The organism is Ruminococcus sp. MSJ-25, assembly GCF_018917825.1.
Taxonomy (GTDB): Bacteria; Bacillota; Clostridia; order Oscillospirales; family Ruminococcaceae; genus Hominimerdicola; species Hominimerdicola aceti.
This window is the reverse complement of the sequence record NZ_JAHLPI010000015.1, coordinates 108,946-120,478: the sequence shown is the minus strand read 5'-3', so window position 1 is coordinate 120,478 and position 11,533 is coordinate 108,946. Positions and strand designations below refer to the sequence as shown.

Genomic DNA, 11,533 nt, shown 5'->3' with positions numbered 1-11,533 from the left:
ACCTCTGTGTTTTACTTATTCTTTCTTCTTGACCAGATAACGATACCCACTATAAGAACTACAACAGGTACGCCAAGGCAGAATGTCCATTTAAGAACTGTTTTCTGCTGCTGAGTGATGTCGAAAACATTGCCTGTAATAGTTTTTGGTGTGATAGTGATACCTGCGGTCTTTCCGGTAAGGCCGTTTATAACGCTTATGAAATACTCGCTGTTCTGATACTGTGAATACTGCAAGTAGGTATCAGACAGCATACCCTCTGAACCTACTGCGATAACATTGCTATAGAGAGTTTTGTTATCGTCTGTAAATTTTGCCTTTGAGCCGACAGCCATATAATTCTGCTGACCCTTTACCAGAGCATCGCCTATATTCACCTGACCTGTGGTCTGTGATATATCAACATTTGCGGTATAGGCAGAATCTGAGGACTTGAGGTAAGCGTCTGTGGACACCATATCCTGCTCGTCAAAGAGTGTGTTTACAGGACGGCAGAGTGCTGAAAGGATAGCCGGGTTCTCTGTAGAAACGTCCTGAGTGAAGTTATCGGAAACTGTGGAAGCTACTGTTATGCAAGGCGAGTTATAATACTTGCCTGAGTCGCTTTCGCAGATAACGCCCTTGCCGACAGAAAGTCCATACTCTGACAGGAACTCATCAAGATTCGGGGTGTCCTCCTGACCATAAGAAGCGATATAGAGGAGCTGTTTGCCAAGATTTCCGTCATTATTGAGGAAGTCGCTGACCTTTTTGATATCCTCCTCCAGATAGTCAGTCTTAGGAGCAGGGATAACCACAACGTCTGTATCGGCAGGGATATCCTCGGAGGTTATATCCACTGTGTTCACGTTATAGCCGTTAGCTGTAAGAAGCGTCTGGAAATATGTGAGCTGTGTAAGCTCGCTTCTGCCTGTGAGGACAGTAACATAGACAGGGTTAGGGTCTGTTACTGTCATAAGTGCAGAAGTGAAAGCCTGCTCTGCGTTTGAGGACTCAACATAGCTGCCGTAATAGGACAGAAATGAAAGGTCGCCGCCTGCCTGCTGGGCAAGGGTATCTATGCTGTAGCCTGATTGTGACAGCTTCTGCTCGAACTCGTCTGTGAATGTAAGGAGGTCGAGCATACCGAGCTTTCTTGTTCGGCTTATCTCTTTGCCGTCAACCTTTGTTTTTGTTTCAAATATCATATCGAACTGGCTGATAGTATCGGTATACTCCTTAACGATCTCAGGGTGTGAGTCGATATCAACGAAACGATATGTGATATGGTGATTGAGCTTACAATAGTTTTTCAAAAGCTCAACAGCCTGCTTATTATAAGAGCTGTAATTTGTATAAGTATTCTCGTCTGCGAAGATAGTTACCTGAACGTCTACGTTCACTTTCTTTACATAATCCTCTGTATCGTTTGAAACTGAATATATCTTATTTGTAGTCAGGTCGATAGTGATAGGATATCTGTCAAAAAGCATTGTTGTGACAACATTCACCAGGACAAGCAGAGCGACAAAAACGCAGGTGAACACTGTTGCCATTGTTCCATGCTTGAGCTTTTTGGCATTGAACTTTTTGCCGTCCTTTGTCTTTTTCTCTTTTTTATCTTTCTTTTTGTCTTTATCTTTTTTATCCTTTTCTGTATCCTTTGGAGCGGTCTTTGCTGCCTTTTCGTCTGCTACAACGTCTTTAAGCAGGTCTGCTCCTGATACAGAGATCTTTTCGTTATTATTCTCTTCCATTTAAACAGCCCTCCTTTAGCCCCAGCGGCGTTTTTCAAGCACTCTCACCGTGAGGAAAAGAAATGCCACTATTGCACTCAGAAAGAACACAACGTTAGAAAAATCAAAAAGTCCATAGGTGAATGAATAATATCTCTCGCCGAATGACACCTTTTCGCACACTGTTGTGAGCCATTCAAAAGGCAGAAGATTGCCTATAGTTGACAGGAACGACACGAAGATAAGTGCGATAAAGCTTATTACTGCGGCAACTATCTGGTTTTCTGTGAAAGATGAGCAGAAGATACCGATAGCGATATAAGCGCCGCCAACAAGTGCCAGAGCGACGATGTTGCCCACAACGACGTTCCAGTCAGGCGTACCGAAAGCGGATACGACAACTGCAAAAACGCCTGTGATAGCGATAGCTATGATATAGATAAGGAAAGCGGCAAGGAATTTACCAACGACTATGCTGCCAAGTCCCACAGGGGCGGTGAGCAGACACTGGTCTGTTTTTGTTCGCTTTTCCTCGGATATGGTTCTCATGGTGAGGACAGGTATAAGCACTATTATGATTATAAGAAGCGCACTGAAAACGGAATCAAGTCTTGTATAGCCGCTTTCAAGGCTGTAGTTTGCAAACATTACGCCTGAATAGGCATAGAATGCCGCAAGGAAAATATAACCGATAGGTGAGGTAAAATAGCTTCTTACCTCTCGTCTGAATATTGCGCCCATTAGTCATTTCCCTCCTTATCGGAAGTATTTTCAAGGGCAGGCAAAGCCTCGCCCATTGTGAGCTTGAGGAATATATCTTCAAGTGAAAGTTCAGAGGTCTTAAGTTCAAGCATATACCAGCCGTTTTTAACAACTGTTTCAAAGACGTCACGTCTGATATCCACGCCCTCTTTTGCCTCTATTCTTATATCGTTCACGCCGTCTTTATGGCTTGCGTCGCAGATGACTTTCTCAACGCCCTTTATGCCCTGCATTGCTCTGACGATCTTATCCTTATCGCCCTGTATCTTTGCAGTGAGCTTATGCTCGCCTGAGAGCTTCTGGGAGAGGTGTTCCTCTGTATCGTTTGCGACGACCTTGCCCTCGTTGATAACTATTATCTTATCGCAGACAGCCTGCACTTCAGAAAGGATATGGGAAGAAAGGATAACGGTATGATTTTTGCCGAGCTTTCTTATAAGAGTTCTTATCTCGATTATCTGCTTAGGGTCAAGACCTACTGTAGGCTCGTCCAAAATAAGAACCTTTGGGTTGCCGATAAGAGCCTGAGCAAGACCTACTCTCTGTCTATAACCTTTTGACAGGTTCTTGATTATTCTGTTATAAACATGGTCTATCTTTACAAGTCCGCATATATCTTTAAGATGTGACACCTTTGGAAGCTTACACTTTTTAAGGTCATAGACAAAATAGAGATATTCTTTTACGGTCATATCCATATAAAGGGGCGGAAGCTCAGGGAGATAGCCTATCTGCTTTTTAGCCTTGATAGGGTCTTCAAGGATATCTACGCCGTCTATAAGGGCTTTGCCGTCTGTACAGGATATGTAGCCTGTAAGGATATTCATGGTGGTGGATTTTCCCGCTCCGTTAGGACCGAGGAAGCCGAGAACTTCGCCGTCCTCCGCTTTGAAAGAGATATTATCGACAGCCTTTTTGTCGCCGTATCTCTTGGTAAGGTTTATAACCTCTATCATTTTATTTCCTCCTCTTAGGAAAAGCATTCATAAGTCTTTACAATTTTATAATACTTATGTGACAGGGGAGTGATAGCTGTACGAAATACAGAGCATTTTAAGTAAATTTAAAGTAGCAAATACTCAAAATGCTCCGCTGTTGAATTATTTATCTGTTTAAAAGCGATGTATCTATGTAATTTGTAGGGGAGCGGTGCAATTTCTGCTTTGCAGAGATCCGACATCCCACTTGTTTGGAAATTATTTCGCCCCTACACATATTCAACATTTTCGTAGTTTTTATTATGACAGCTTCTCAATGCCCTTTCTTATTCTTGCAAGAGTATCCTCCTTGCCGATGAGATATGATATCTCAACACCGCCACCCGGAGTGAACGCCTTACCTGAAACTGCAACTCTAAGAGGCCACAGAACGATACCGTTCTTTACGCCAAGCTTGCCGATAAGGTCAAAGAGTGCGTCATGGATATTTTCCTCTGTCCAATCCTCAACGCCCTCGAGTACAGGGAGAACTTCTTTGAGAGATTCAAGAGAATTTTCAGGGTTCGTTTTCATCTTCTTATGTGTATAGAGAGCTATATCATACTCAGGGAGAGCGTCGATAAAGTCTACCATTTCAGGTATCTCTGTGAAAAGCTCTGTTCTTGCCTGCAAGAGCTTTGCGATCTCGTTAAGGTCAACGTCCTCTCTATGAACGGACTGCTTGATATAAGGGATAGCATACTCAGCAAACTTCTCAGGGGTCATAGCCTTTATATACTTGCCGTTGATAGCTTTAAGCTTAGCAGGGTCGAAGATAGCAGGTGACTTAGAAAGTCCGTGGATATCGAACTCCTTAACAAGCTCTTCAAGTGAGAATATCTCGTTCTCGCCCTTTGGCGCCCAGCCAAGCAGAGCGATATAGTTTATAACAGCTTCTTTAAGATAGCCCTTTTTCATAAGATCCTCATAGGAAGCGTCGCCGTCTCTCTTTGAAAGCTTATGCTGTTTATCTTTCATGATATGCTCAACATGGATATAGGTTGGTATCTCCCAGCCGAAAGCCTTATAGAGCAGGTTATACTTAGGTGCAGAAGCAAGGTACTCGTTACCTCTTACAACGTGTGTGATACCCATAAGGTGGTCGTCAACGACGTTTGCAAAGTTATAGGTAGGCATACCGTCTGTCTTTATAAGTATCTGGTCGTCGAGGGTAGAGCAGTCAACAGTGATATCGCCGTAAAGCTCGTCATGGAAAGTAACTTCGCCCTCTGTAGGTATTTTCTGTCTGATAACATAAGGAACACCTGCGTCAAGCTTTTCCTTTATCTCTTCAGGTGAGAGGTTGCGGCAATGTCTGTCATACATTGGAGCGATACCGCTTGCTTCCTGAATGGCTCTTACTTCCTCAAGTCTTTCTTTGTCGCAGAAGCAATAATAAGCTTCACCCTTTTCAACAAGCTCCTCGGCATATTTCTTGAACATACCCATTCTCTGTGACTGGATATAAGGGCCTACAGGTCCGCCGATATCAGGGCCTTCGTCCCAATTAAGACCAACGTCTTTAAGTGTCTTATAGATGACCTCAACAGCACCGTCAACATAACGCTCCTGGTCTGTATCCTCGATACGGAGAATAAAATCTCCTCCGTTCTGCTTTGCAATAAGATAGGTAAAGAGTGCTGTTCTCAGGTTGCCTATGTGCATATAACCTGTTGGTGAAGGTGCAAATCTTGTTCTTACCTTGTTCATTTATATCTTCCTTTCAAAATTAGAGTCTTATTTCATATCCTGCTCATCAAATGCAATTTTTACATATTTCGCAGGATTATTTGCAATATACTGCCTTATTTCTGCGTGTTGCTTTCTGTTTTTGATTATCGTATCATAAAAAGATTTTTGCCATATGGAATAACCTAGTTCTTTTGTGACAGCCTCTTTGAAATGTTTTATGACCCTTGAAAGTGTCGGTGTTTCACTTGTAGGGGCGAACAGTGTTCGCCCGTTTTTCGGCTGTTTTTCAATTTTGATTATAATATGCACATGGTCAGGCATGATACAAGACATCTCTACAAAAACGTCGGGATAGTGCTCAGATATCTCTGTGAGTTTTCTCTTTACAAGTTTTCCTGTAACAGAAAGTTTTGGGTGCAGCATTTCATTTGCAGTCAGCGGGCGAACACTGTTCGCCCCTACATTCTCCCACAGGACTTGGTATTTTTCAGTAACACATATCGTCACAAAATACAAGCCGTTCGCAGAATAATCATAACCCTCAAGACGTATTTTCTTCCGTCTTGGCAAATCTTCACTTGTCATATTTTATTTTCCTCAAAATATCTGACCGCCTGCTCTTTGTTTTTTGCTATCTCCTCACGGAGGCTGTCAAAGCTGTCAAACATTTTTTCGGGGCGGAGAAATTCATGCAGTTCAAGTTTTAGCTTTCTGCCGTAAAGATCCCCATGATAATCCATGATGAAGGTTTCTGCAAGGGGAGCTGTTTCAACATGGACGGTAGGCTTTACGCCTATATTTGTCACGCCTGCATACTTATTTCCGTCTATTTCAACAGCGGAGCAATAAACGCCGAATTTCGGCATTACCCTGCCCTTTGGTATCTGCTGATTTATCGTGGGGAAATCCCACGTTCTGCCACGTTGAAAGCCGTGTTCCACTTGAAGGCAGAATCCAAAATGATAACCCAGCATTTCATTTGCTTTGGCTATCTCGCCCTCACGGACGCATCGTCTTATCTCAGTGGAACTTATGACCTCGCCGCCCATGAGCAACGGACTTACTATTTCCACATCTATATCATATTTTTCACCGAGCCTTTTAAGGTCAACAGCCTTGCCCTGTGCGCCTTTGCCGAATGTAAAATCGTTTCCGCACACTGCGCCGCTGCAATTGAGCCTTTCTTTCAGCACCTTTTTCACAAAATCCTCCGGTGACATTCCTTTGAACTCTGCAAAATCAGGTGAGAAAAGCACCTCGACCCCAAGCTCTGCCATTTTTTTATGCTTTTCCTCGTCGCTCATAAGCATTTCTATCCTGCCGTCATGACCTTTTGAGGTCACTGTGTCGGTCTTGAAACAGAAAACTGCCGAATGTCCGTCAAGGCTCTTAGCCTTTTTCACAGCCGTTGTTATTATGAGCTGATGTCCTCTGTGGACTCCGTCAAAAAGTCCAAGAGCGCAAACTGTCCTTTTTTCGGGGATAAACCCGCTGTTTGTTATATCCGTCAAAATATCCCTCCGAATAAAACAAATTATCAGAAATTTTTGAAGCTTCTGAAGCTGCCCTCATGAAAAGTGCCGATACCGAGAAAGCTGTTATCACTGCCGTAGACACGGTAGAGTTTGTCCTCTGACAGATCTTTTATCCCTGTCTGCTCAGGTCTGAGCTTTACTCCGTTTCTATAAAGCTTTGTTTCCCACTGTCCAAGGGTAGTTTTTTCGTAGCTTACAAAGGCTCTGTCAAGGGGGATAAGCATTTGTGACAGCTTATCCTGCTCACAAATTTCGGCTATCTCCTCTATGGTATAGCAATCTTTTATATCAATGCCCCCTGAATAGGAACGCTCAAGAGAAGTCATCATTCCGCCGCAGCCAAGCTTTTCACCTATATCGCTGATAACGGAGCGTATATAAGTACCTTTTTCGCAATCAACTTTCATTACGCCCCTGCGTGAAGCTTCGTCATATTCTATTATATCAATGCTGTCGATATGGACAGCTCTCGGCTCACGCTCTATTTCTTTGCCTGCTCTTGCAAGCTCATAGAGCTTTTTGCCGTTCACTTTTATTGCAGAATACATAGGCGGCACCTGCATGATATCGCCTACAAAACTGCTTTTTGCACATTCAAGGTCGTTTCTGGCAACTGCCTTGTCGCTTGTTTTTAACGTCTTTCCTGTGCTGTCTAAGGTATCGGTGCTTACCCCAAGCTGAAAGCCTGCGGTATAGACCTTTCGTCTGTCGGGGATAATATCGCAGGCTTTTGTGGCTCTGCCCACGAAAACAGGCAGGACGCCTGTTGCCATAGGGTCAAGGGTCCCTGAATGACCCAATCTTTTTATCCTTAGAACTCCTCTGAGCTTTGCGATAACGTCAAAAGAAGTCCAGCCCTCGGGCTTTTTTACAGGCAAAATGCCGCAGATATTATCCTTGCTGTTATCCAAGCTCATCAGCCCAAGACCTTTTCCGCTTGCTTGAGAAGCTTAGCCTTGACTTCTTCAAGGCTTCCTGTTATCTCACAGCCTGCGGCTCTTATGTGTCCTCCGCCGCCAAACTCACGGCAGAATGCAGAAGCGTCTATCTCATCGTCGCTTCTTACTGATATTTTAAAGACGTTCTCGTGTCTTTGCTTAACTGTTATGCCTATTTTCACGCCCTCAACGGACAATGGTATAGAAGCAAGTCCCTCGAACTCGGCAGCGTCAACGCCGCTTTTCTCCATAAGCTCTTTTGTAAGCACTATCATAGAGCATTTGCCACCGCAGTAATACTCCATATTCGCTGTAACGGACTGCTCCACCATAAGTCTGCCCTTGCTTTTTACATCAAACATTTTTCTGTTGATATAAGCAAAATCTATGCCATATGACATAAGCTCTGCACAGGCGATGTGAGCCTGCGGAGTTGTGTTTTCATACTTGAAGCAGCCTGTATCCGTTGCAATGCCTGTATAAAGGCATCTCGCTATCTGACGTGATATCTTTCTGCCTGAAGCTTTGAATATCTTATACATTATAAGTGCTGCGGCAGAAGCGTCTGCTTCTACATATGACTGCTTTGCAAAATACTTGTTTGAGATGTGGTGGTCGATGCAAAGGTCGATTGCACCCTCCTCGGCATACTTTGAAAGGTTGCTGCCAAGAAGATTTGTGTCTGCGATATCCACTGCGATAACGTACTTCACATCAAATTCCTGAGGGTAATAGCTCTCATAGATAAGATCATATCTTTCGGGAAAGCTGTCTGAATTTACAACGTTAGCCTTTTTCCCCATATCTCTCAGAAAAGCGCACAGGGCAAAGCCTGAACCAAGCGTATCGCCGTCGGGGCTTTTATGAGTTAAAATAAGAAAATTGTCATTTTCCTCAAAAATTTTAAGAATATCCTGAAATGTCATAATATCCTTTCTCCTCTATTGTTCTTCGCCGTCTTTCTCTTCTTTTTCTTCTTCGGGCAGAACTTCTTTAAGAAGCTTGTTTATCTTTGCTGAATGCTCGATAGAATTATCTGCGATAAATTTAAGCTCAGGGCATTTTTTCAGCTTCAGCACGTTTGATATCTCCCTTTTGAGAAATCCTGTTGCCGACTCAAAGCCCTTAACGGCTTCCTTTGCCTTTTCATAGCCCTCAAAGCTTGAAACATACACTTTACAGAATGAGCCGTCGCCTGCCACGTCGCAGCGGACGATAGTGAGCATATCTCCTCCGTGTATCCTTGGGTCTTTAAGGTCTCTCATTTTGCCCGATATTATTCTTCTTATATCTTCGGACATACGTCCTGCTCTGTAACCTGCCATAATATCTTTATCTCCTGCTTAAATATGCTCTTACGGGGCGGCTGTCCGTCCCGTAAGCATCATTATCAATCTCTGTATTCTTCCATATAGAACGCCTCGAAAATGTCGCCCTCCTTGATATCGGTGAACTTTTCAAGAGTGATACCGCACTCAAAGCCTGCGGCAACTTCCTTGGCGTCGTCCTTAAATCTCTTAAGGCTTGACATCTTATCCTCGGCGATAACGATACCGTCTCTTACGACTCTTATCTCGTTATTTCTGCCCACCTTACCGTCAAGAACGTAGGAACCTGCTACAGTACCAACATTGGATATCTTGTATACCTGTCTTACCTCGATACGAGCTGTTTCCACCTCTCTGTACTTAGGAGCGAGCATACCCTTCATAGCGTCTGTTATTTCTTCTATTGCATCATAGATTATTCTGTAAAGTCTGATATCAACGCCGCTCTGCTCTGCATTCTGCTTTGCAACTGGGTCAGGACGAACGTTAAATCCAACGATGATAGCGTTTGAAGCGTTTGCGAGCATAACGTCGCTTTCAGATACAGCGCCTACGCCGCCGTGGATGACCTTAACTCTGACCTCGTCATTTGAAAGCTTTTCAAGTGACTGCTTAACGGCTTCAACTGAGCCTTGAACGTCAGCCTTGACGATGATAGGAAGCTCTTTCATTTCTCCCTCAGCTATCTGGCTGAACAGGTTGTCGAGAGTTACCTTCTGATGCTGCTGGAACAGTTCTTCCTTAGCTTCATGCTTTCTCTGCTCAACAAGCTCTCTTGCAAGCTTTTCGTCTGCAACTGCGTTGAAAACGTCGCCTGCACTTGGAACTTCGCCCAGACCTGTTATCTCAACAGGTGTTGACGGGCCGGCTTCCTTAATGCTTCTGCCCTTATCGTTTGTCATCGTTCTTATACGTCCGACAGAAGTGCCTGCGATTATAACGTCGCCTGACTTCAAAGTACCATTCTGCACAAGAAGTGTAGCAACAGGACCTTTACCCTTATCAAGTCTGGCCTCGACAACAGTACCTCTTGCAAGTCTGTCAGGGTTAGCTTTAAGCTCCTTGACCTCTGCAACGAGGAGAATGTTTTCAAGAAGCTCGTCGATACCCATACCGGTCTTTGCAGAAACAGGAACTGCGATAACATCGCCGCCCCATTCCTCGACGACGAGGGACTGCTCTGTGAGCTGCTGCTTAACTCTGTCAGGGTCTGCGCCTTCTTTATCCATTTTATTGATAGCAACGATTATTGAAACGCCCGCTGCCTTTGCGTGGTTGATAGATTCGATAGTCTGCGGCATGATACCGTCATCAGCGGCAACAACGAGGATAGCGATATCTGTAACGTTCGCACCTCTTGCTCTCATGGCTGTGAAAGCTTCATGACCAGGAGTATCCAGGAACGTTATCTTCTTGCCCTGATACTCCACCTGATAAGCACCGATATGCTGTGTGATACCGCCTGCCTCAGTGTCAGTAACGTGAGCGTTTCTTATTCTGTCGAGGATAGATGTCTTACCATGGTCAACGTGACCCATAACGACAACGACAGGGCATCTTTCCTGCAGGCTCTCCTCTGGATCTTCGTCAGTTTCGATAAGTCTTTCTTCTATTGTAACGTGTACTTCCTTTTCAACCTTTGCGCCAAGCTCTTCTGCAACAAGTGCGGCGGTATCAAAGTCGACCACCTCATTGATAGAAGCCATTACGCCAAGACCCATAAGCTTTTTGATGACCTCGGTAGCTGTTACTTTAAGTCTGCTTGCAAGCTCTGAAACAACGATCTCGTCAGGTATCATGACCTTGAGCTGCTGCTTTCTTGCTCTTTCAAGCTCCAGTCTGCGGAGCTTTTCGCTCTCAGTTTCCTTCTTATGTGAGAACTGCTGTTTCTTTCTCTGCTGAGATTTCTGGGTGAGCTTCTGCTTCTTTGTGAAGTTATCCTTGCTCTTGTTCTGCTTTGAGTTTGCAAGGTTATCATACTTCTCGTTATACTTATCAAGCTCTATATAGCTTCCTCTTGTGTCGATAGTTCTCTGTGTGCCGAACGAATCGTTATCCTCAGAGATAGTATATCCGCCTGAAGCTTCTTTCTTATCAGAAAAACCGCCAAGCTGCTGACGAACGCCATGCTCTTTCTTCTTTGCAGGCTTCTGTGGAGCTGGCTGCTTTTTCTTCTGTTCAGGTGCAGGCTGTTTTGTTTCGACTTTGACCTCCGGCTTCTTTTCCACCTTTGGCTCTGCCTTAGGCTCAGGCTTTGCTTCCGCCTTTGGAGCCGGCTTAGGCTCAGGCTTCTTTTCAGCCTTTTTCTCCTTTTTCTCAGCCTTTACAGGCTTCTTATCTGCCTTCTTTTCTTCCTTGACAGGCTTTACGTTATTTGCATAGAAAGCATCAAAGCTGTCCACCTGATTGTTCTGTGTATAATACTCCAGAACATAAGAGATTTCCTCAGGGGTAAGCACTGACTGTGTTTTCTTTGGCTCTCCGCCGAGCTTGCCAAGACACTCGATAAGGTCGTTATTTGTAACTTTCAGATCCTTAGCCATATCGCTAAGCTTATATTTAGTTGTTTTCATACTCATAGGCTGT

10 protein-coding genes are annotated in these 11,533 nt (G+C 44.2%); all 10 read right to left on the bottom strand.

Annotation, left to right across the window (positions count from 1 at the left end; all coding sequences use genetic code 11):
* Window positions 1–11: 11 nt before the first annotated feature.
* Entirely contained in the window at window positions 12–1,736 is a 1,725-nt protein-coding gene (locus KQH97_RS05605; RefSeq protein WP_216553280.1) for a GldG family protein, read from the bottom strand.
* 15 nt (window positions 1,737–1,751) lie between these two features.
* The gene (locus KQH97_RS05600; protein ID WP_022287265.1) at window positions 1,752–2,456 is read right to left on the bottom strand and encodes an ABC transporter permease; all 705 of its coding nucleotides are present in this window, start codon (window positions 2,454–2,456) and stop codon (window positions 1,752–1,754) included.
* The gene (locus tag KQH97_RS05595) at window positions 2,456–3,433 is read right to left on the bottom strand and encodes an ABC transporter ATP-binding protein (protein ID WP_022287264.1); all 978 of its coding nucleotides are present in this window, start codon (window positions 3,431–3,433) and stop codon (window positions 2,456–2,458) included. The genes KQH97_RS05600 and KQH97_RS05595 overlap by 1 nt, the downstream gene beginning before the upstream one ends.
* Before the next feature lie 282 nt (window positions 3,434–3,715).
* On the bottom strand, window positions 3,716–5,164 hold the full coding sequence (gltX, locus tag KQH97_RS05590; RefSeq protein WP_022287263.1) for a glutamate--tRNA ligase: 1,449 nt from the start codon (window positions 5,162–5,164) through the stop codon (window positions 3,716–3,718).
* A gap of 27 nt (window positions 5,165–5,191) precedes the next feature.
* Window positions 5,192–5,731 carry a transposase gene (locus tag KQH97_RS05585; RefSeq protein WP_216553277.1) on the bottom strand — a complete coding sequence of 180 codons (540 nt, stop codon included), beginning with the start codon at window positions 5,729–5,731 and terminating at the stop codon, window positions 5,192–5,194.
* A complete protein-coding gene (gene ribF, locus KQH97_RS05580) occupies window positions 5,728–6,657 on the bottom strand; it encodes a riboflavin biosynthesis protein RibF (protein WP_216553274.1) in 930 nt (309 codons plus the stop codon). Before ribF ends, KQH97_RS05585 begins: the two co-directional genes overlap by 4 nt.
* Window positions 6,658–6,683: 26 nt before the next feature.
* Window positions 6,684–7,598: a tRNA pseudouridine(55) synthase TruB gene (gene truB, locus KQH97_RS05575; RefSeq protein WP_216553271.1), complete on the bottom strand. Its 915-nt coding sequence runs from the start codon at window positions 7,596–7,598 to the stop codon at window positions 6,684–6,686.
* Window positions 7,598–8,545: a bifunctional oligoribonuclease/PAP phosphatase NrnA gene (locus KQH97_RS05570; RefSeq protein ID WP_038670212.1), complete on the bottom strand. Its 948-nt coding sequence runs from the start codon at window positions 8,543–8,545 to the stop codon at window positions 7,598–7,600. Before KQH97_RS05570 ends, truB begins: the two co-directional genes overlap by 1 nt.
* A 15-nt stretch (window positions 8,546–8,560) precedes the next feature.
* Complete coding sequence (rbfA, locus tag KQH97_RS05565; protein WP_117856888.1) at window positions 8,561–8,944, bottom strand: 30S ribosome-binding factor RbfA; 384 nt, start codon at window positions 8,942–8,944, stop codon at window positions 8,561–8,563.
* A gap of 65 nt (window positions 8,945–9,009) precedes the next feature.
* Window positions 9,010–11,526 (bottom strand): translation initiation factor IF-2, encoded by a 2,517-nt coding sequence (gene infB / locus KQH97_RS05560; protein ID WP_253286379.1) that lies wholly within the window; start codon window positions 11,524–11,526, stop codon window positions 9,010–9,012.
* Between the last annotated feature and the right edge of the window lie 7 nt (window positions 11,527–11,533).

What these genes read in the sequence shown, in the direction of transcription:
- KQH97_RS05605 (WP_216553280.1), bottom strand. Translation starts at nt 1,736, where the DNA reads ATGGAAGAGAATAATAACGAAAAGATCTCTGTATCAGGAGCAGACCTG.
- KQH97_RS05600 (WP_022287265.1), bottom strand. Translation starts at nt 2,456, where the DNA reads ATGGGCGCAATATTCAGACGAGAGGTAAGAAGCTATTTTACCTCACCT.
- KQH97_RS05595 (WP_022287264.1), bottom strand. Translation starts at nt 3,433, where the DNA reads ATGATAGAGGTTATAAACCTTACCAAGAGATACGGCGACAAAAAGGCT.
- gltX (WP_022287263.1), bottom strand. Translation starts at nt 5,164, where the DNA reads ATGAACAAGGTAAGAACAAGATTTGCACCTTCACCAACAGGTTATATG.
- KQH97_RS05585 (WP_216553277.1), bottom strand. Translation starts at nt 5,731, where the DNA reads ATGACAAGTGAAGATTTGCCAAGACGGAAGAAAATACGTCTTGAGGGT.
- truB (WP_216553271.1), bottom strand. Translation starts at nt 7,598, where the DNA reads ATGAGCTTGGATAACAGCAAGGATAATATCTGCGGCATTTTGCCTGTA.
- KQH97_RS05570 (WP_038670212.1), bottom strand. Translation starts at nt 8,545, where the DNA reads ATGACATTTCAGGATATTCTTAAAATTTTTGAGGAAAATGACAATTTT.
- rbfA (WP_117856888.1), bottom strand. Translation starts at nt 8,944, where the DNA reads ATGGCAGGTTACAGAGCAGGACGTATGTCCGAAGATATAAGAAGAATA.
- infB (WP_253286379.1), bottom strand. Translation starts at nt 11,526, where the DNA reads ATGAGTATGAAAACAACTAAATATAAGCTTAGCGATATGGCTAAGGAT.